Annotated in this window: 18 protein-coding genes and 1 riboswitch; of the genes, 9 read left to right on the forward strand and 9 right to left on the reverse strand. The window is 64.8% G+C overall.

Annotation, left to right across the window (positions count from 1 at the left end):
* Positions 1-51: 51 nt before the first annotated feature.
* From ACIP21_RS11430 to tkt, 5 genes are all read right to left on the reverse strand, one after another.
* Positions 52-381, reverse strand: coding sequence for an MliC family protein (locus ACIP21_RS11430; protein ID WP_400687417.1), 330 nt, complete (start codon positions 379-381; stop codon positions 52-54).
* 76 nt (positions 382-457) lie between these two features.
* Positions 458-676: a hypothetical protein gene (locus ACIP21_RS11435; RefSeq protein WP_400687419.1), complete on the reverse strand. Its 219-nt coding sequence runs from the start codon at positions 674-676 to the stop codon at positions 458-460.
* 31 nt (positions 677-707) lie between these two features.
* The gene (locus ACIP21_RS11440) at positions 708-1,871 is read right to left on the reverse strand and encodes a phosphoglycerate kinase (RefSeq protein ID WP_400687421.1); all 1,164 of its coding nucleotides are present in this window, start codon (positions 1,869-1,871) and stop codon (positions 708-710) included.
* Positions 1,872-1,883: 12 nt separating this feature from the next.
* The gene (epd, locus tag ACIP21_RS11445) at positions 1,884-2,945 is read right to left on the reverse strand and encodes an erythrose-4-phosphate dehydrogenase (protein WP_400687423.1); all 1,062 of its coding nucleotides are present in this window, start codon (positions 2,943-2,945) and stop codon (positions 1,884-1,886) included.
* A gap of 151 nt (positions 2,946-3,096) precedes the next feature.
* Entirely contained in the window at positions 3,097-5,094 is a 1,998-nt protein-coding gene (gene tkt / locus ACIP21_RS11450; protein ID WP_400687425.1) for a transketolase, read from the reverse strand.
* 227 nt (positions 5,095-5,321) lie between these two features.
* Here tkt and ACIP21_RS11455 point away from each other — a divergent pair, with 227 nt between their 5' ends.
* From ACIP21_RS11455 to ACIP21_RS11470, 4 genes are all read left to right on the forward strand, one after another.
* On the forward strand, positions 5,322-6,314 hold the full coding sequence (locus ACIP21_RS11455) for an ArsR/SmtB family transcription factor (RefSeq protein WP_400687426.1): 993 nt from the start codon (positions 5,322-5,324) through the stop codon (positions 6,312-6,314).
* A gap of 19 nt (positions 6,315-6,333) precedes the next feature.
* Positions 6,334-7,524, forward strand: coding sequence for a methionine adenosyltransferase (gene metK / locus ACIP21_RS11460; protein ID WP_400656768.1), 1,191 nt, complete (start codon positions 6,334-6,336; stop codon positions 7,522-7,524).
* 147 nt (positions 7,525-7,671) lie between these two features.
* Positions 7,672-9,342, forward strand: a complete 1,671-nt coding sequence (ligB, locus tag ACIP21_RS11465; RefSeq protein WP_400687428.1) for an NAD-dependent DNA ligase LigB — start codon at positions 7,672-7,674, stop codon at positions 9,340-9,342.
* Positions 9,343-9,452: 110 nt separating this feature from the next.
* A complete protein-coding gene (locus ACIP21_RS11470; protein WP_400687430.1) occupies positions 9,453-9,845 on the forward strand; it encodes a DUF1090 domain-containing protein in 393 nt (130 codons plus the stop codon).
* Positions 9,846-10,009: 164 nt separating this feature from the next.
* On the opposite strand, the gene ACIP21_RS11475 is transcribed toward ACIP21_RS11470, so the two are convergent.
* A complete protein-coding gene (locus ACIP21_RS11475; protein ID WP_400687432.1) occupies positions 10,010-10,456 on the reverse strand; it encodes a c-type cytochrome in 447 nt (148 codons plus the stop codon).
* A 119-nt stretch (positions 10,457-10,575) separates the two neighbouring features.
* On the opposite strand from ACIP21_RS11475, the gene ACIP21_RS11480 reads away from it, so the two are divergent.
* A complete protein-coding gene (locus tag ACIP21_RS11480; RefSeq protein ID WP_400687434.1) occupies positions 10,576-11,727 on the forward strand; it encodes a murein transglycosylase A in 1,152 nt (383 codons plus the stop codon).
* A gap of 80 nt (positions 11,728-11,807) precedes the next feature.
* Here ACIP21_RS11480 and ACIP21_RS11485 read toward each other — a convergent pair whose 3' ends face one another.
* Complete coding sequence (locus ACIP21_RS11485; RefSeq protein WP_400687435.1) at positions 11,808-12,194, reverse strand: MAPEG family protein; 387 nt, start codon at positions 12,192-12,194, stop codon at positions 11,808-11,810.
* Positions 12,195-12,222: 28 nt separating this feature from the next.
* Positions 12,223-13,056, reverse strand: a complete 834-nt coding sequence (locus ACIP21_RS11490) for an EamA family transporter (RefSeq protein ID WP_400687436.1) — start codon at positions 13,054-13,056, stop codon at positions 12,223-12,225.
* A gap of 201 nt (positions 13,057-13,257) precedes the next feature.
* On the opposite strand from ACIP21_RS11490, the gene ACIP21_RS11495 reads away from it, so the two are divergent.
* On the forward strand, positions 13,258-14,493 hold the full coding sequence (locus ACIP21_RS11495) for a cation:proton antiporter (protein WP_400687438.1): 1,236 nt from the start codon (positions 13,258-13,260) through the stop codon (positions 14,491-14,493).
* 130 nt (positions 14,494-14,623) lie between these two features.
* On the opposite strand, the gene ACIP21_RS11500 is transcribed toward ACIP21_RS11495, so the two are convergent.
* A complete protein-coding gene (locus tag ACIP21_RS11500; RefSeq protein ID WP_400687440.1) occupies positions 14,624-15,025 on the reverse strand; it encodes an acyl-CoA thioesterase in 402 nt (133 codons plus the stop codon).
* 177 nt (positions 15,026-15,202) lie between these two features.
* Positions 15,203-15,299, forward strand: a riboswitch (S-adenosyl-L-homocysteine riboswitch).
* A gap of 20 nt (positions 15,300-15,319) precedes the next feature.
* On the opposite strand from ACIP21_RS11500, the gene ahcY reads away from it, so the two are divergent.
* The 3 genes from ahcY (at position 15,320) to ACIP21_RS11515 (ending at position 18,850) form a co-directional block, all read left to right on the forward strand.
* On the forward strand, positions 15,320-16,729 hold the full coding sequence (gene ahcY, locus ACIP21_RS11505) for an adenosylhomocysteinase (protein WP_400687442.1): 1,410 nt from the start codon (positions 15,320-15,322) through the stop codon (positions 16,727-16,729).
* Between the two features lie 105 nt (positions 16,730-16,834).
* On the forward strand, positions 16,835-17,680 hold the full coding sequence (gene metF / locus ACIP21_RS11510) for a methylenetetrahydrofolate reductase [NAD(P)H] (protein ID WP_400687443.1): 846 nt from the start codon (positions 16,835-16,837) through the stop codon (positions 17,678-17,680).
* Positions 17,681-17,773: 93 nt separating this feature from the next.
* A complete protein-coding gene (locus ACIP21_RS11515; RefSeq protein WP_400687445.1) occupies positions 17,774-18,850 on the forward strand; it encodes a hypothetical protein in 1,077 nt (358 codons plus the stop codon).
* The last annotated feature ends 125 nt before the right edge of the window (positions 18,851-18,975 follow it).

Raw genomic sequence — 18,975 nt, forward strand, 5'->3', positions numbered from 1 at the left:
CAGGGGCGGTTGCTGTTCAAGTTGTGTGGGCCGCCGCAGCGGCCCGGCCCGTCACGGTGCCTTGCAGCCCCGCCCAATCAGATCGTTCGTGGCCACCCAGTACACCAGGCCTTCTTCGCCCTTGGTGTGGAAGGCCAGCACGCCGTCGCTGTACAGCGCGCCCGAGGCGCCCGGCTCGGACTTGAGCCGGTAGACCTGGTCAGCGCCGCCAAGGCGCACGTCGACCTGGGTTTGCCCCGCATCGGCGAAGCGCCACAGCACTTCGGCCTGGGTGTCGCAGACCCAGCGGGTCCAGTCGGCGGCCGGGGCGGGTGGCGCCGGCTGCAGCAGCGAGCAACCGGCCAGTGTCGCCAGGGCCGCGGCGGCCATCAGCGCTTTCATTGAATATCCTCTAGATGACCACACAACGGTCGCTTGGTTGCCCGCACCGACGAAACGCACGGTGCGGTGTTCCGTTTCAGGGGCAACCCGGCGCCTGGCGCTGGTGTTCTTCGTCGTACTTTTCCAGGCCTTCCGGGCCCACGCGCTTGCTGATCACCGGCACCGTCTCGGCCTGCCACTCGGACTGATAGCAGCCGCCCTTGGGCGAGTGCGCCGGGTCGGCGTCCGGCGATGGGCTGCTGGAGCAGGCGCCCAGCAGGCCGGCCAGGATCATCACAGGCAATTGCTTGACCATCAGGTCGCTCCCTTTGCCAGGCGCCGCATGATCAGGCTTTTGCCCGCTCTTCCAGGATCGCCACGGCCGGCAGCACCTTGCCTTCGACAAACTCGAGGAACGCACCGCCACCGGTAGAAATGTAGGAGATATCCTTGCTGACGCCATATTTGTCGATGGCGGCCAGGGTATCGCCGCCGCCGGCGATGGAGAACGCGGCACTGTCGGCGATGGCCTTGGCCAGGACCTTGGTGCCGTTGCCGAACTGGTCGAATTCGAACACGCCGACCGGGCCGTTCCACAGGATGGTCTTCGACGACTTCAGCAGCTCGGCGAAGTTGGCTGCGGTCTGCGGGCCGATGTCCAGGATCATGTCGTCGGCGGCGACGTCGGCGATGGCCTTGACGGTGGCTTCGGCGTCTTCGGCGAAGGCCTTGGCAACCACCACGTCAACTGGCAGCGGCACGCTGACCTTGGCGGCGATGGCCTTGGCGGTGTCGACCAGGTCCGGCTCGTACAGCGACTTGCCAACCGGGTGACCGGCGGCGGCGAGGAAGGTGTTGGCGATGCCACCACCGACGATCAGCTGGTCGCAGACGCTGCTCAGGCTGTTCAGCACGTCCAGCTTGGTCGACACCTTGGAGCCGGCGACGATGGCGGCCATCGGCTTGGCCGGGGCCTTCAGGGCCTTGCCCAGGGCATCCAGTTCGGCGGCCAGCAGCGGGCCGGCAGCGGCGACCTTGGCGAACTTGGCCACACCATGGGTGGAGCCTTCAGCGCGGTGGGCGGTGCCGAACGCGTCCATCACGAACACGTCGCACAGGGCAGCGTACTGCTGCGCCAGCTCGTCGGCGTTCTTCTTCTCGCCCTTGTTGAAGCGCACGTTCTCGAACAGCACCAGGTCACCCGCCTTGACCTCGACGCCACCGAGGTAGTCGGCGACCAGCGGCACTTCGCGGCCCAGGGCCTTGCTCAGGTAGTCGGCAACCGGCTTGAGGCTGTTCTCGGCGGAGAACTCGCCTTCGGTCGGGCGGCCCAGGTGCGAGCAGACCATCAGCGCCGCGCCCTTTTCCAGGGCCAGCTTGATGGTCGGCAGCGCTGCCAGGATACGCGCGTCGCTGGCTACCACGCCGTCCTTCACAGGCACGTTGAGGTCTTCGCGGATCAGTACGCGCTTACCTTGCAGGTCGAGGTCGGTCATCTTCAACACGGTCATGAATGCAGTCCTTCAGGGCTGTTTGCTGCGGGTAGGGTGGACGACGTGCAGAAAGTGTCCGGCAACGTCGAGCATACGGTTGGCGAACCCCCATTCGTTGTCGAACCAGGCCAGCAGGTTCACCAGGCGGGGGCCTGAGACGCGGGTCTGGCTGGCATCGACGATCGCCGAATGCGGGTCATGGTTGAAATCACAGCTGGCATGGGGCAGCTCGGTGTAGGCCAGCAAGCCTTTGAGCGGGCCGTCCAGCGCCGCCTCGCGCAGCACCCGGTTGACCTCGGCCGCGCTGGTGTCGCGGGCGGTCTGCAGGGTGATGTCCAGGCACGAGACGTTGACGGTCGGCACACGTACCGCTTTGGCCTGGATTCGCCCGGCAAGTTCCGGAAGCAGGCGTTCGATGCCGCGCGCCAGGCCCGTGGACACCGGGATCACCGACTGGAAGGCCGAGCGCGTGCGGCGCAGGTCTTCGTGGTGATAGGCATCGATCACCGGCTGGTCGTTCATCGCCGAGTGGATGGTGGTGATCTGCACGTACTCGATGCCGAACGCCTGGTCCAGCACGCGCAACAGCGGCACGCCGCAGTTGGTGGTGCAGGAGGCGTTGGACACCAGGCGCTCGGTGCCGCTCAGGCAATCCTGGTTGATGCCGTAGACCACGGTGGCGTCGACGTCCGCCTCGCTGGCCATGGGCTGCGAGAACAGCACGCGCGGCGCGCCGGCATCGAGGAAGCGCTGGCCATCGGCGCGGGTGTGGTAGACGCCGGAGCACTCCAGCACCAGGTCGACTCCCAGGGCGGCCCAGTCGACGCCTTCGGGGGTGGCGCTGCGCAGCACTTTCACGCAGTCGCCATTGATATGCAGACAATCGCCGTCGACCTTCACCTCACCGGGGAAACGCCCGTGGGTGGAGTCGAAGCGTGTCAGGTATTCGATGCTGGCCTGGTCGGCCAGGTCGTTCAACGCGACGATCTCGAAACCGGCCTTCGCCCCTCGCTCGAACAGTGCGCGCAGGACACAGCGGCCGATGCGGCCGTAACCGTTGAGTGCAACTTTGTAGGGACGCGGGTGGGGCATTCGTTCGCTCGCTAACGCATGATGGCTGTTGGGGCCGCGTAGCGGCCCATCGCGACGCAAGGCCGCTCCTACAGGGGACGGCGTGCGCAATACCCTGTAGGAGCGGCCTTGTGTCGCGAAACGAGGGCAGAGCCCTCGCCTTGCACCTGTATCAGTCTTCCAGCAGCTCTTCGGCGGTGCCCAGGATGTTCTCCAGGGTGAAACCGAATTCCTCGAACAGCGCGGCGGCCGGGGCCGACTCACCGTAGGTGGTCATGCCGATGACGCGACCTTCCAGGCCCACGTACTTGTACCAGAAGTCGGCATGGGCGGCTTCGATGGCGATGCGCGCACCGACTTCCAGCGGCAGCACGGACTGCTTGTAGGCAGCGTCCTGGGCATCGAACACGCTGGTGCATGGCATCGACACCACGCGCGCCTTGCGGCCCTGCTCGGTCAGCTTGGCGTGAGCCTGAACGGCCAGGCCCACCTCGGAACCGGTGGCGATCAGGATCAGCTCAGGCTCGCCGGCGCAGTCCTTGAGGACGTAGCCGCCGCGGCTGATGTCGGCGATCTGCTGGGCGTCGCGGTCCTGGTGCTGCAGGTTCTGGCGCGAGAAGATCAGCGCCGACGGGCCGTCCTTGCGCTCCAGGGCGTTTTTCCAGGACACGGCGGATTCCACCGCGTCGGCCGGACGCCAGGTGTCCAGGTTCGGCGTGCTGCGCAGGCTGGTCAGCTGCTCGATCGGCTGGTGGGTCGGGCCGTCTTCGCCCAGGCCGATGGAGTCGTGGGTGTAGACGTGGATCACGCGCTGTTTCATCAGCGCCGACATGCGCACGGCGTTGCGGGCGTATTCCATGAACATCAGGAAGGTCGCGCCGTAAGGCACCAGGCCGCCGTGCAGGGCAACGCCGTTCATGATCGCGGTCATGCCGAATTCGCGCACGCCGTAGAACACGTAGTTGCCGCTGGCGTCATTGGCTTCGACACCCTTGCAGCCCTTCCACAGGGTCAGGTTGGAACCGGCCAGGTCGGCCGAGCCGCCGAGGAACTCAGGCAGCAGCGGGCCGAAGGCATTCAGCGCATTCTGGCTGGCCTTGCGGCTGGCGATGGTCTCGCCCTTGGCCGCCACTTCGTTGATGTAGGCCTGGGCCTTCTCGCTGAAATCGGCCGGCAGTTCGCCGCTGTCACGGCGCTTGAATTCGGCTGCCAGCTCCGGGTAGGCCTTGGCGTAGGCGTCGAAACGCTGGTTCCAGTCGGCCTCGACCTTGGCACCGTTGGCCTTGGCATCCCACTCGGCATAGATGTCGGCGGGGATTTCGAACGGGCCGTGGTTCCAGTTCAGTTCCTTGCGGGCCAGGGCGATTTCGTCGTTGCCCAGTGGCGCGCCGTGGCAGTCTTCCTTGCCCTGCTTGTTCGGCGAACCGAAGCCGATGATGGTCTTGCAGCAGATCAGGGTCGGACGGTCGCTCTTGCGCGCGGTCTCGATGGCCATCTTGATTTCGTCGGCATCGTGGCCGTTGACGTTGCGGATGACCTGCCAGTTGTAGGCTTCGAAACGGGCCGGGGTGTTGTCGGTGAACCAGCCGTGCACTTCGCCGTCGATGGAGATGCCGTTGTCGTCGTAGAAGGCGACCAGCTTGTTCAGGCCCAGGGTGCCGGCCAGCGAGGCGACTTCGTGGGAAATGCCTTCCATCATGCAGCCGTCGCCGAGGAACACATAGGTGTTGTGGTCGACGATGCTGTGGCCGTCACGGTTGAACTGGGCCGCCAGGACTTTTTCCGCCAGGGCGAAGCCCACGGCGTTGGCCAGGCCTTGGCCGAGCGGGCCGGTGGTGGTCTCGACGCCTGGGGTGTAGCCGTATTCCGGGTGGCCCGGGGTGCGGCTGTGCAGTTGGCGGAAGCCTTTGATGTCATCGATGGTGACATCGTAGCCGGTCAGGTGCAGCAGCGAGTAGATGAGCATCGAGCCGTGGCCGTTGGACAGCACGAAGCGGTCGCGGTCGGCGAAGCTCGGGTTGCTCGGGTTGTGCTTCAAGTAGTCGCGCCAAAGCACTTCGGCGATATCCGCCATGCCCATGGGGGCACCTGGGTGGCCGCTGTTGGCCTTTTGCACGGCATCCATGCTGAGGGCACGAATGGCGTTGGCACGTTCACGACGGCTGGGCATCGCTGATCTCCTGGGGCTTGAATAGGTGGTGTCACGAAAAAAGGCGACCATTTTCGCCCACTGCGGGGGCCGGGGGCAATGACGGATGGTCGCAGTTGGGGGATTTTCCTGTGATTGACCGCCAATCCGGAGGAAAAACCGCCCATCAGCCCCACCCATCAGCCAATATCAAAACTTTTTGATATTGATCTTGCGGGTGCCGCCATGGCTGTCTAGACTGCCGCCCCATGAACCTCCGTGCGCAACCGATTCTCCAGCAAAGCGACACACTGGCCGCCCTGTGCAAGGCCAGTGGCGACGAGTTGCGCCTGAATGTGCTGCGCGCCCTGGCCAGCGATTCGTTCGGCGTGCTGGAGCTGGCGCAGATCTTCGACATCGGCCAGTCGGGCATGAGCCACCACCTCAAGGTGCTGGCCCAGGCCGAACTGGTGGCCACGCGCCGCGAAGGCAACGCGATCTTCTACCGCCGCGCCCTGCCCGATAGCCAGCGCTTCGGTGGCCGCCTGCATTCGGCGCTGCTCGAAGAGGTCGACGAACTGCCCCTGGCGCAGGACGTGCAGGCGCGTATCGCCCAGGTGCAGCAGCGTCGCGCCGCCACCAGCCAGGACTTTTTCCTGCGCGTGGAAGAGAAGTTCCGCGCCCAGCAAGACCTGATCGCCGGCCTGCCGCAGTACCGCGAAAGCCTGCTGGCCCTGCTCGACAAGCTCAATTTCGCAGCAACTGCCAGCGCACTGGAAGTAGGCCCCGGCGACGGTGGCTTCCTCCCCGACCTGGCCCGGCGCTTCGCCAAGGTCACCGCGCTGGACAACAGCCCGACCATGCTCGAGCTGGCGCGCCAGGTGTGCGAACGCGAGCAGCTGGATAATGTAAATCTGCAGTTGGCCGATGCACTGGGTGCAACGGATGTGGAAGCCGACTGCGTTGTGCTGAACATGGTCCTGCACCATTTCAGCGAACCGGCCCTGGCCCTGCGCCAGCTGGCCGAGCGGGTGAAGGCAGGCGGCAGCCTGCTGGTCACCGAACTGTGCAGCCATGACCAGGGGTGGGCGCGGGAAGCCTGCGGCGACCTCTGGCTCGGTTTCGAACAGGACGACCTGGCCCGCTGGGCCACGGCAGCCGGGCTGGCCCCGGGGGACAGCCTGTATGTGGGCTTGCGTAACGGTTTCCAGATCCAGGTCCGCCATTTTCAGCGGACGGCTGGCGACACACACCATCGGTAAATTTTAGGAACCCGTCGAGATGAGCGAATACTCCCTTTTCACCTCCGAGTCCGTGTCCGAAGGGCATCCGGACAAGATCGCCGACCAGATTTCGGACGCGGTCCTGGATGCCATCATCACCCAGGACAAATACGCCCGCGTGGCGTGTGAAACCCTGGTCAAGACCGGTGTCGCCATCATCGCCGGCGAAGTCACCACCTCCGCCTGGGTCGACCTGGAAGACCTGGTGCGCAAGGTCATCATCGACATCGGCTACAACAGTTCCGACGTCGGCTTCGACGGCGCCACCTGCGCCGTGATGAACATCATCGGCAAGCAGTCGGTGGACATCGCCCAGGGCGTCGACCGCTCCAAGCCGGAGGACCAGGGCGCGGGCGACCAGGGCCTGATGTTCGGCTACGCCAGCAACGAAACCGACGTGCTGATGCCAGCGCCGATCTGCTTCTCGCACCGCCTGGTCGAGCGCCAGGCCGAGGCGCGCAAGTCCGGCCTGCTGCCGTGGCTGCGCCCGGATGCCAAGTCCCAGGTCACCTGCCGTTACGAAAACGGCAAGGTCGTCGGCATCGACGCCGTGGTCCTGTCGACCCAGCACAACCCAGAGGTCTCGCAGAAAGACCTGCAGGAAGCGGTGATGGAGCTGATCGTCAAGCACACCCTGCCGGCCGAGCTGCTGCACAAGGGCACCCAGTTCCACATCAACCCGACCGGCAACTTCATCATCGGTGGCCCGGTGGGCGACTGCGGCCTGACCGGCCGCAAGATCATCGTCGACTCCTACGGCGGCATGGCCCGTCACGGTGGTGGCGCGTTCTCCGGCAAGGACCCGTCCAAGGTCGACCGTTCCGCCGCCTACGCCGGCCGCTACGTGGCCAAGAACATCGTTGCCGCCGGCCTGGCCGAGCGTTGCGAGATCCAGGTGTCCTACGCCATCGGCGTGGCCCAGCCGACCTCCATCTCGATCAACACCTTCGGCACCGGCAAGGTTTCCGACGACAAGATCATCCAGATCGTGCGGGAGTGCTTCGACCTGCGCCCTTACGCGATCACCAAGATGCTCGACCTGCTGCACCCGATGTACCAGGAAACCGCTGCCTACGGCCACTTCGGTCGCGAGCCGCAGCAGAAGACCGTCGGCGACGACACCTTCACCACCTTCACCTGGGAGCGCACCGACCGCGCCCAGGCGCTGCGTGACGCTGCCGGCCTGTAACTTTTCCTGCCGCAGTAAACGAAAGCCCCTGCCGCCCCAGTCGGCAGGGGCTTTTTTGCGACATATCGCCTGACAAATTGCACGGCGCGGGCCCTGCCTCCCGCGCCTAGGCTGAGGCTTCCACTTCGCCACGCAAGGATGCGGGCCATGCCACTGATACTGCTTCTGCTCCTGTTCCTCCAGGCCTTCGCTGCCCAGGCCGGCAGCTGCCCATCCTGGTCGCCGCAGCGGGCCGCCACGGAGGTGACGCAACTGCGCGACACCCTGAGCCAGTGGGACGATCACTACCACCGCCAAGGCCAGGCCCTGGTGCCCGACGCGCTCTACGACCAGAGCCGCCAGCGCCTGCAACACCTGTCGGCCTGTTTCGCCTTGGACGAGGAAGCGAACCCGCTGGCCAGCTCACGCGGCCCGATCACCCACCCCATACCGCACACCGGTGTCGACAAGCTGCCCGACGCCGAGGCGGTGGGGCGCTGGATGCAGGGCAAGTCCGGCATCTGGTTGCAGCCGAAGGTCGATGGCGTGGCCACCACGCTGATCTACCAGCAAGGCCAGCTGATCCGGTTGCTGAGCCGTGGCGACGGCCTTCAGGGGCATGACTGGAGCCGCCATATCGCGACCTTGAGCGGGATCACCCGGCAGCTGCCGGAGCCTCTAGACCTGGTGCTGCAAGGGGAGCTGTACCTGCGCCTGGACAGCCATGTTCAGGCGCAGGCGGGGGGTGCCAACGCCCGCGGGACGGTTGCCGGGTTGCTGGCACGCAAGCAGCTGAGTGCCGAACAGGGGTCGGCGATCGGCCTGTTCGCCTGGGACTGGCCACAAGGCCCAGGCAGCCAGGCCGAACGCCTGGCACGGCTGGCGACGCTGGGTTTTGCCGACAGCCAGCGCTTCAGCGTGGCCATCGACAGCCTGGATGAAGCCGCGCACTGGCGCCTGCACTGGTACCGTTCGCCACTACCCTTCGCCACCGATGGCGTGATCCTGCGCCAGGACCGCCGGCCACCCGCCGAGCGCTGGCAGGCCAGTGCCCCGTACTGGATCGCCGCCTGGAAGTACCCGTTCGCCCAGGCCATGGCCGAGGTGCGCGAGGTGCACTTCCGGGTCGGTCGTACCGGGCGGGTTACCCCGGTGTTGAAATTGCACCCGGTCGCGCTGGATGACCGGCGGATCTCCCAGGTCAGCCTCGGCTCCCTGGCACGCTGGCAAGCGCTCGATATCCGCCCCGGCGACCAGGTAGCCATCAGCCTGGCCGGGCTGACCATTCCACGCTTCGACCAGGTCGTGCACCGCGCCAGCGAACGGCCCCCAGTCGAAGCTCCGCCCCCTGATCGATACGGCCCCCACAGCTGCTGGCAGGCCAGTGAAGGCTGCGAGGAGCAGTTCATCGCCCGCCTGGTCTGGCTCAGCGGCAAACAGGGGTTGGCCATGTCGGGTACCGGGCCCGGCACCTGGAAGCGTCTGGTGCAAAGTGGCCAGGTCAGGCGCATGGGCGACTGGCTGACGCTCGAGGCCGGGCAACTGGCCGGCCTGTCCGGCATCAGCGAGGCGAAAGCCAGGCACTTGCTGCAGAGTTTCGATGCGGCCCGTTCAAGGCCTTTCGAGCAGTGGCTGCGCGGGCTTGGCGTACCCACGCCCCGCCATCAGGCACTGGAAGGCGACTGGGTGCAGCTCGCGAGCCGTACGGCCGATGACTGGAAAGCGCTGCCAGGCATAGGCGAAACCCGTGCCGGCCAGCTTGCGACGTTCTTTGCCGAACCGCAGGTGCAGGCCTTGGCGCAGCAGCTGCGAAACCACGGCATCGAGGGCTTCCGCTGAGGCGTACCGGCCAGCTTGTTTCAAAAGATCGAACAAGGGTTTCTAAATCATGAAAACCAAGGCAGGATTTGCCCCAACTTTTGCTGCCCCGCCCCGTCAAGGAGGCCCCGATGAAATTCCTGACCACCCTAACCTTGCTGGCAACGCTCGGCCTGGCGGCCGGCGCCGCGCAGGCCGCCGAGCCCGATGCCGGGCTGACCGGCTGCGCCGCCAAACGCAGCGCCATCGAGAACCAGCTGAAGATTGCCCGCGAACACGGCAACGACGACCAGGCCGCAGGCCTCGAGGAAGCCCTGCGCGGCGTTGACAACTGCACCGACAGCGGCCTGCGCAAAGAGCGTGAACAGAAGGTACTGGATGCGCGCCATGAAGTGGCCCAGCGCGAAAAGGACCTGAAGAAAGCCGAAAAGAAAGGCGATGCGGAAAAGATCAACAAGCGCAAGGACAAGCTGGCCGAGTCGCGCAAAGAGTTGCAGCAAGCGGTGGACGACCTGGACCGCTAAGGCGCCATGGCCAGCCAGCGCGGTACCTGTAGGAGCGAGCGCAGCTCGCGATGGGCTGCAACGCAGCCCCGGCACTATCTGCTGCGAAGCTGAGAACCTGGGGCCGCTGCGCGCCCCATCGCGAGCAACGCTCGCTCCTACAGAATCAGAGCAGGCCCATCGCTTCAGTGATTGCGGAATTCGCTATGGCACGCCTTGCACGCCGCCTCGACCTTGTCCATCGGCGCTTTCAGCTGTGTGGCCTCCAACGGCTGTGTTCGGGTGATGCTGGCGAGTTGACCGGTCACACCTTCCAGCTGACTGGCCAGGTCCTGGAAGCGTTCCTGCCGCTCCCATACTTCCGGCCGCGCGCTGCTGTCGCCGTCGTCCCGCACCTTCGGGAAATGCTGCCAAGGTGCATGGGCCAGGCCATCGAGTTTCAGTGCTCCGTCGGCGAACTTGCCGCCATCGAACGGCAAGCGCCCGCGCAGCATGCCACCCAGGTCTTCGCTGGTCTTGAGCATGTCCTTGAAGATCGCCTTGCGCTTGCCCAGCGGCGAGTTGGGGTCGACCCGGTCACAGGCGGTCAGGGCAAGGGCAGCGAGCAGTACTACGGTCAATCGCTTGAACATCACGGTCACATCGGCCTGGGCAAAGGGGCGGCCAGTATCGCCGCCCGTCGGGCAAAGACCAATAGCCACATAAATCACAGGGGCGAATCTTCATGTTCGCCCGCCACAGGTACCTTTCGATGAAATCAGCCCTGCGCCACCTGGCCTGGATGCTCCCGACCCTGGCCCTGCTGGCCGGTTGCAACGGCGGCGAGAACGCCAAGCCCGAGCCCCATGCCATCGCCACCTATTCCCCTGCCACCTTCAAAGACCTGCCTGCAGTCAGCGATGACGACCTGCTGGCCGGCTTCTACGCCTGGCGCAACGGATGCGAGAAGCTCAAGCGCGACCCAGTGTGGGCCGCCACCTGCGACGCCGCCGGCAGCGACACGGCGAGCGCTGCCCAGGTACGCGCCTTCCTCGAGCAGAACCTGCAGGTCTACGGCCTGCGTTCGGCCGAGAACAATGCCAACGGCCTGATCACCGGCTACTACGAACCGGTCTACCCCGGCAGCCTGCAACGCACCGAAGCGGCGCACGTGGCAGTGTATGGCGTGCCCGATGACATGATCGTGGTCGACCTGGCCAGCGTCTACCCGGAACTCAAGGGCAAGCGCCTGCGCGGGCGCCTGGACGGCCGCGTGCTGAAGCCCTACGACAGCGCCGAGGTGATCAACCGGGATGGCGTCAAGGCGCCGGTCTTGGCCTGGCTGACCGACCCGATGGACCTGCAGTTCCTGCAGATCCAGGGTTCGGGCCGCATCCAGCTGGAGAACGGGCGCCAGTTGCGCCTGGGCTACGCCGACCAGAACGGCCACCCTTACCGACCGATCGGGCGCTGGCTGGTGGAGCAAGGCCAGCTGAAAAAGGAAGACGTGAGCATGGGCGCCATCCATGCCTGGGCCGTGGCCAATCCGCAGCGGGTCCCGGAACTGCTGGCCAGCAACCCCAGCTATGTGTTCTTCAGCACCCGCCCGGACAGCAACGAAGGGCCGCGTGGCTCGCTGAACGTGCCGCTGACGGCGGGCTACAGCGTGGCCATCGACCGCAAGGTGATTCCGCTGGGCAGTTTGCTGTGGTTGTCGACCACGCGCCCGGATGGCACGCCCGTGGTGCGGCCGGTGGGGGCTCAGGATACCGGCGGGGCGATTGCTGGCGAAGTGCGGGCGGACCTTTTCTGGGGGACCGGGCCGGAGGCCGGCGAACTGGCAGGCAACATGAAGCAGCAAGGTCAGATATGGATGCTGTGGCCCAAGGGCAAGCCACTGCCTGAAGTCCCTAAAGTCCTCTGACGTTACGCTTTATCTGTGGGAGCGGCACCGTGTTGCCTTCTTCGCGGGTGAACCCGCTCCCACAGGGATCACGCCAGCTGTCAGATGGAAACCACGAAGAACGACACGATCAAGGCCAAGCCGGCAAACCACACCACCGAGCGCAACGCCGCCCAGTCTGCCAGGTAGCAGATGATGTACAGCAACCGGCTGGTGATATAGAGCACCCCCAGCACATCCTGGGTCACCTGCTCGGCATTACCGACGACATCGGCCACCAGCACCGCCGCCGCAAACGCCGGAAATGCCTCGTAGCTATTCTGCTGGGCGGCGTGCGCACGGCGGGGCAAGCCCGACAGCGTATCGAGGAAGGCACGTGGGTCGTGATTGTCCTTCAGGCCGAAACGGCCGCTCGATACCTTGGCAATCAACGCACACAGCGGCGCCAGAAACAACGCGATGAGGATGCACCACAGGGCAACGGTCATGCTCAGGACTCCTTGTTCAATGGTCGGTTCAGAGCTTCATCACCAGCATGCCTGCCAGGACCAGCCCGCAAGCTAGGAGTCTTGGCCCGCCAAAAGGTTCTTTGAGGTAGCGCATGCCCAGCAGCACCACCAGGATCACGCTCAATTCCCGCAGTGCCGCAGCCTCCGCCACCGACCCCAGGTGCATGGCCCAGAGCACCAGCGCGTAGCTGAACAGCACGCAGAAACCCACCGCCAGGCCCAGCCGCCACTGGGTGCGCCAGAACAGCACGAACGGCGCCCGCCTGGCCACACTGGCCAGCAGCGGGAAAGGCCAGGCACTGAGCAAGGTCAGCCACACCAGGTAGTCCCAGGGCTTGCCCCACAAGCGCACCGCCTGGCCGTCGAACCAGGTGTAGCAGCCGATGCACAGGCCGATCAGCGCCACCACCGGCAACATCGACCACGGCAGGCGGTCACCCCCGCCGCCCTGCCACAGCAGGCAGGCCATGCCGCACGGGACCAGCAGGATGCCGATGATCTGCTGCTGGCTCAGACTCTCGCCAGCGAACGCCAGTGTCAGCCCCAGCACCACCAGCGGCGACAAGCCACGCATCAGAGGATAGACCAGCCCCAGGTCACCGACCCGGTAGGCCTGGATCAGCAGGAAGCGGTACAACTGCTCGGCCAGCGCCGAGGCCAGCAGCCAGGGCCAGATCTGGCCGGGTGGGAATTCGGTGAAAGCCACCGCGCACAGCGCGAACACCAGCGCCACCACATCCATGCTGGCTATCACCAGCAGGCGTTCGCCGCTGAACTTGATCAGGGTGTTCCAGGTCGCGTGCAGCAGGGCGGCGACCAATACCAGGGAAGTTGCCAGCACGCCTTGCCGTCCTTTTGATTTTTACAAGCGCTTCATCATATAGGGTTAATCAATATCGCTGTATGGCGTTAATCGCCTCCGATCAGGAACGATTTCAAGGAATTTGGTCAAATCCTGTGTCCCGACCCCCTCGCCAGATCATCAAAGAACTGCCCGAGCCATTCGGGAAACGACTTGGAAGCCACTGTCACAGGATTCGGGATGCTTGAATTAGTTGCCGCGTTTATCTGCCTCACCACCCTTCTCACCTACGTCAATTACCGCTTCATCGGCCTGCCCCCCGCCATCGGCGTGATGGTCACGGCGCTGCTGTTCTCCCTGATGCTGCAGGGCCTGAGCCTGATCGGCTTCCCGGGCCTGGAAGAACGCGTCGAAGGGCTGATGAACCAGATCGATTTCAACGACCTGCTGATGCACTGGATGCTGGCCTTCCTGTTGTTCGCCGGTGCGCTGCACGTCAACCTCAGCGACCTGCGCAGCTACCGCTGGCCGATCGGCCTGCTGGCCACCCTGGGCGTGCTGATCGCTACCGTGGTGATCGGCTACCTGTCGCACTGGGTGTTCGCCCTGTTCGGCTGGCAGGTGCCGCTGATCTACTGCCTGCTGTTCGGCGCGCTGATCTCGCCGACCGACCCGATCGCCGTGCTCGGTGCACTGCGTACCGCCAACGCGTCCAAACCACTGAAGACCACCATCGTCGGTGAGTCGCTGTTCAACGACGGCACCGCGGTAGTGGTGTTCACCGTGTTGCTGGGCATCATCCAGCTGGGTGAAACCCCGAGCGTGGCCGACACTGCCATGCTGTTCGCCCGCGAAGCCATTGGCGGGGTGGTGTTTGGCGGGGTGATCGGTTACGCCACCTACCGCATGATCAAGAGCGTCGAGCAATACCAGGTCGAGGTCATGCTGACCCTGGCGCTGGTGATCGGCGGTTCGGCGATGTGCTACGAGCTGCATGTGTCGGCGCCGATCGCCATGGTCGTGGCCGGCCTGATCATCGGCAACCTGGGCCGCAACCTGGCGATGAACGACATGACCCGCCGCTACATGGACGGTTTCTGGGAACTGATCGACGACATGCTCAACGCCCTGCTGTTCGCCCTGATCGGCCTGGAACTGTTGCTGCTGCCGTTCAACTGGCTGCACCTGGCGGCCGGTGGCGTGCTGGCGGTGGCAGTGCTGGCCTCGCGCCTGCTGACCGTGGCGCCTGCCATCCTGCTGCTGCGCCGCTGGCGCACGGTGCCCCAGGGCACCATCCGCGTGCTTACCTGGGGTGGCCTGCGCGGCGGCGTGTCGGTGGCCCTGGCGCTGTCGTTGCCGATGGGCGACGAGCGTGACCTGCTGCTGTCGATCACCTACATCGTGGTGCTGTCGTCGATCCTGGTGCAGGGCTTGAGCATCGGCGGCGTGGTGCGCAAGGTCAGCGCACAGCCTTGACTGACCGCGCTGGCCTCTTCGCGGGTGAACCCGCTCCCACAGGGACTTCACCGCCCTGGAGAAAGTGGAAATCCTGTGGGAGCGGGTTCACCCGCGAAGAGGCCGGCACTGCCGACCAGGCCAGGGCGGCTTATTCGACTTCCGAATCCGGGAACTGATCCTGCACGTACTTGATCTCGGTGCGCCCGTGCGCCGCCGGCAGGCCATCCTCGCCGAGGTTCACGAACACCATCTTGTCGACGGTCAGAATGCTCTTGCGGGTGATCTTGTTGCGCACTTCGCACTTGAGGGTGATCGAGGTGCGGCCGAACTCGGTGGCGGTGATGCCCAGCTCGATGATGTCGCCCTGGCGCGAGGCGCTGACGAAGTTGATCTCCGAGATGTACTTGGTCACCACGCGCTGGTTGCCCAGCTGGACGATGGCATAGATCGCCGCTTCTTCGTCGATCCAGCGCAACAGGCTGCCGCCGAACAGCGTGCCGTTGGGGTTGAGGTCTTCGGGTTTTACCCATTTGCGGGTGTGAAAGTTCATCTTTGCTCCTGACCGCTTGGCTAACGTGAAGCAATGATGGCAGAGCGGCCGCCAGCGCTCCATTGAACATCGACTATCGTCGCGATAAATCGACAGAAAGCCTTGGGTGTGTCACCGGCCACGGCTATAATCCCTGCCGATTCCAATGGCCACCCACAGCGGCGGCCATCCCGCCACCCATCCGAGGGGCGCTGCAGCAGGCTCGGCCTGTCAGGCTCGGTTGGGGCGTTGTCCGTGCAAGCGGACGCTCAACGCACAACGGCGCCCATTCGCACACTACGAATGGAGGCTCTCATGAGCGCTGCAAACACGCCTGCTGGTTTTACCGATTTCAAAGTCGCGGACATCTCCCTGGCCGCCTGGGGCCGTCGCGAAACCATCATCGCCGAATCGGAAATGCCTGCTCTGATGGGCCTGCGTCGCAAGTACCTCACCGAGCAACCGCTCAAGGGTGCGAAGATCCTGGGCTGCATCCACATGACCATCCAGACTGCCGTGCTGATCGAAACCCTGGTTGCCCTGGGTGCCGAAGTACGCTGGTCGTCCTGCAACATCTTCTCGACCCAGGACCAGGCCGCCGCCTCCATCGCCGCCGCCGGCATCCCGGTGTTCGCCTGGAAAGGTGAAACCGAAGAAGAGTACGAGTGGTGCCTGGAGCAGACCATCCTCAAGGATGGCCAGCCATGGGACGCCAACATGATCCTCGACGACGGCGGCGACCTGACCGAACTGCTGCACAAGAAATACCCAGCGGTGCTGGACCGCGTTCACGGCGTGACCGAAGAAACCACCACCGGCGTGCACCGCCTGCTGGACATGCTGGCCAAAGGCGAGCTGAAAGTCCCGGCGATCAACGTCAACGACTCGGTCACCAAGAGCAAGAACGACAACAAGTACGGCTGCCGTCACAGCCTGAACGACGCCATCAAGCGTGGCACCGACCACCTGCTGTCGGGCAAGCAGGCCCTGGTGATCGGCTACGGTGACGTCGGCAAGGGCTCGGCCCAGTCGCTGCGCCAGGAAGGCATGATCGTCAAGGTCACCGAAGTCGACCCGATCTGCGCCATGCAGGCCTGCATGGACGGTTTCGAGCTGGTCTCGCCGTTCATCGACGGCATCAACACCGGCACCGAAGCGAGCATCGACAAGGCGCTGCTGGGCAAGATCGACCTGATCGTCACCACCACCGGTAACGTCAACGTCTGCGATGCCAACATGCTCAAGGCCCTGAAGAAGCGTGCCGTGGTCTGCAACATCGGCCACTTCGACAACGAGATCGACACCGCCTTCATGCGCAAGAACTGGGCATGGGAAGAGGTCAAGCCGCAGGTGCACAAGATCCACCGCACCGGCGCTGGCGATTTCGACCCGCAGAACGACGACTACCTGATCCTCCTGGCCGAAGGCCGCCTGGTCAACCTGGGCAACGCCACCGGCCACCCAAGCCGCATCATGGACGGTTCGTTCGCCAACCAGGTGCTGGCACAGATCTTCCTGTTCGAGCAGAAGTTCGCCGACCTGTCGGCCGAGAAGAAAGCCGAGCGCCTGACCGTTGAAGTCCTGCCGAAAAAGCTCGACGAAGAAGTGGCCCTGGAAATGGTCCGCGGTTTCGGTGGCGTGGTCACCCAGCTGACCAAGCAGCAAGCCGACTACATCGGCGTGACCGTCGAAGGCCCGTTCAAGCCGCACGCCTACCGCTACTAAGCACTGGCTGCAAGGCTCAGAACGACGCCCAAGCCAGGCCGGCCCACACCGTCCTGGCTTTTACTTGCAGCCGGCCGCTCAGGCGGGCTGCTTGAGGAACGAGTAATGTCACAAGAACGCCGCTACAGCTTCGAGTTCTTCCCCACCAAGACCGAAGCCGGTCATGAAAAGCTGATGGGCGTGGCCCGCCAGCTGGCCACCTACAACCCGGACTTCTTCTCCTGCACCTACGGTGCCGGGGGCTCGACCCGCGACCGCACGCTGAACACCGTGCTGCAGCTGGAAAACGAAGTGAAGGTGCCTGCCGCGCCGCACCTGTCGTGCGTCGGCGACACCAAGGAAGAGCTGCGCAGCCTGCTGGCCGAGTACCAGGCCGCCGGCATCAAGCGCATCGTCGCCCTGCGTGGCGACCTGCCGTCGGGCATGGGCATGGCCAGTGGCGAACTGCGCTACGCCAGCGACCTGGTCGAGTTCATTCGCCAGGAGACCGGCGACCACTTCCACCTGGAAGTCGCCGCCTACCCGGAAATGCACCCGCAGGCGCGCAACTTCGAGGCCGATCTGGGCAACTTCGTGCACAAGGTCAAGGCCGGTGCCGACAGCGCCATCACCCAGTACTTCTTCAACGCCGACAGCTACTTCTATTTCGTCGAGCGCGCGCAGAAGCTGGGCGTGGACATCCCGGTGGTACCGGGCATCATGCCGATCACCAACTACAGCAAGCTGGCACGCTTCTCCGACGCCTGCGGCGCCGAGATCCCGCGCTGGATCCGCAAGCAGCTGGAAGCCTATGGCGATGATGTCGCCAGCATCCAGGCCTTCGGAGAGGAAGTGATCACGCGCATGTGCGAACAGCTGCTGCAAGGCGGCGCGCCAGGGTTGCACTTCTATACCCTGAACCAGGCCGAGCCGAGCCTGGCGCTGTGGAACAACCTGAAGCTGCCGCGCTGAAATCTTTTGGCAACATCTGATTCAGATTTGATTAAGGCTTCAGTCTTAGACTGAGGCCTTAATTCTTTCTGTCCCAGTCAGGTCTCGCCTGCCATGCAACACTTCCTGCCATCGCGTCCCCAGCTCGTCTACCTGGCTTTCGGCCCGGCCACCTATCACCAGGAAGCCTGCTTCAGCATCGTCAGCGCCCTGACGCACCTGGGCAACATTGCCGATCCGGCCATCGATATCCAGGTCTTCACCGACAATGCCGAACCCTACGGCAAGCTGCCGGTGACCGTTCATCTGCTCGACGAAGCCACCCGCAAGGCATGGAACGCCCCTCACGGCTATCACTTTCGCAGCAAGCACGTGCTCATGCGGCAGTTGTTGCAACGGTACCCGCTGGCCGTATTGATCGATACCGACACCTTCTTCCGCACGTCGCCGCTGCAGTTGTTCCAGCGGATCAGGCCCGGCACCCTGCTGTGCAACGCCATCGGCCCGCGTTACGGCGAAAACCAGAAATGCCCGCTTTACGTGGATCTGCTGGAGATCCTCGAATCGCGCGGCCTCGCCGACGGGCGGATGCCTCTGACCAACTCTGGCGTTATCGGCCTGTGCGCGGAAGATGCCGAGGTGCTGGAGCGCTCCATCGCCATGATGGACGAATTCCACCCGCTGGCCCGCACTGCCTACATGCTCGAAGAGTTCTGTCTGGCCGTGGCCGCGTACCGCAACCTGGAACTGGCCGAGTGCACCGACGTGATCCACCACTACTGGAGCCGCAAGGCCCAGTTCCGCGCCAAGATCCAGGCCTGGCTGGTCAAGCATGGTGACGATCCGCTAAGCGTCGCGGCGCAGGCCGACGTGCGCCTGGTCAACGACCAGCTGCCGCGCCCTCCTACCCTGCAGCGCCTGGGCTACAAGGCCTTGAGCCTGACCCTGCCACGCCCCGAGCGCCAGTTCGCGCGCGAACTGCTGTACGGCTGCTACCCCTACGCCAACGAGTTCGACCGTGCCTGCGCACCGGCCTGGTGGGACAAGGCGCTGGAGAACATGAACGCGCGCCAGGGCCACATCGGGCCTGAACAGATACGCCAGTGCCTGCGCCACCCGAGCATGCGCCTGTCGCTTGGCGAGCGGCGCAAGGATGTCGAGGCCCACTTGCTGCGCTCATCTCAAGCCTGAGCCCTTCTGTTGCGGCCCCTTCGCGGGCAAGCCCGCTCCCACAGGGACTGCAAAAGCCTTGAAGCTGGTGCGCTCCCTGTGGGAGCGGGTTCGCCCGCGAAGAGGCCGCCACAGGCCTGCAGCAA

It is taken from the genome of Pseudomonas sp. NPDC089401 (assembly GCF_044749485.1).
Classification (GTDB): domain Bacteria; phylum Pseudomonadota; class Gammaproteobacteria; order Pseudomonadales; family Pseudomonadaceae; genus Aquipseudomonas.

Bases quoted from the DNA above. Each gene is read 5' to 3' on its own strand.
- ACIP21_RS11430 (WP_400687417.1), bottom strand. From the start codon at position 381: ATGAAAGCGCTGATGGCCGCCGCGGCCCTGGCGACACTGGCCGGTTGC.
- ACIP21_RS11435 (WP_400687419.1), bottom strand. From the start codon at position 676: ATGGTCAAGCAATTGCCTGTGATGATCCTGGCCGGCCTGCTGGGCGCC.
- ACIP21_RS11440 (WP_400687421.1), bottom strand. From the start codon at position 1,871: ATGACCGTGTTGAAGATGACCGACCTCGACCTGCAAGGTAAGCGCGTA.
- epd (WP_400687423.1), bottom strand. From the start codon at position 2,945: ATGCCCCACCCGCGTCCCTACAAAGTTGCACTCAACGGTTACGGCCGC.
- tkt (WP_400687425.1), bottom strand. From the start codon at position 5,094: ATGCCCAGCCGTCGTGAACGTGCCAACGCCATTCGTGCCCTCAGCATG.
- ACIP21_RS11455 (WP_400687426.1), top strand. From the start codon at position 5,322: ATGAACCTCCGTGCGCAACCGATTCTCCAGCAAAGCGACACACTGGCC.
- metK (WP_400656768.1), top strand. From the start codon at position 6,334: ATGAGCGAATACTCCCTTTTCACCTCCGAGTCCGTGTCCGAAGGGCAT.
- ligB (WP_400687428.1), top strand. From the start codon at position 7,672: ATGCCACTGATACTGCTTCTGCTCCTGTTCCTCCAGGCCTTCGCTGCC.
- ACIP21_RS11470 (WP_400687430.1), top strand. From the start codon at position 9,453: ATGAAATTCCTGACCACCCTAACCTTGCTGGCAACGCTCGGCCTGGCG.
- ACIP21_RS11475 (WP_400687432.1), bottom strand. From the start codon at position 10,456: ATGTTCAAGCGATTGACCGTAGTACTGCTCGCTGCCCTTGCCCTGACC.
- ACIP21_RS11480 (WP_400687434.1), top strand. From the start codon at position 10,576: ATGAAATCAGCCCTGCGCCACCTGGCCTGGATGCTCCCGACCCTGGCC.
- ACIP21_RS11485 (WP_400687435.1), bottom strand. From the start codon at position 12,194: ATGACCGTTGCCCTGTGGTGCATCCTCATCGCGTTGTTTCTGGCGCCG.
- ACIP21_RS11495 (WP_400687438.1), top strand. From the start codon at position 13,258: ATGCTTGAATTAGTTGCCGCGTTTATCTGCCTCACCACCCTTCTCACC.
- ACIP21_RS11500 (WP_400687440.1), bottom strand. From the start codon at position 15,025: ATGAACTTTCACACCCGCAAATGGGTAAAACCCGAAGACCTCAACCCC.
- ahcY (WP_400687442.1), top strand. From the start codon at position 15,320: ATGAGCGCTGCAAACACGCCTGCTGGTTTTACCGATTTCAAAGTCGCG.
- metF (WP_400687443.1), top strand. From the start codon at position 16,835: ATGTCACAAGAACGCCGCTACAGCTTCGAGTTCTTCCCCACCAAGACC.
- ACIP21_RS11515 (WP_400687445.1), top strand. From the start codon at position 17,774: ATGCAACACTTCCTGCCATCGCGTCCCCAGCTCGTCTACCTGGCTTTC.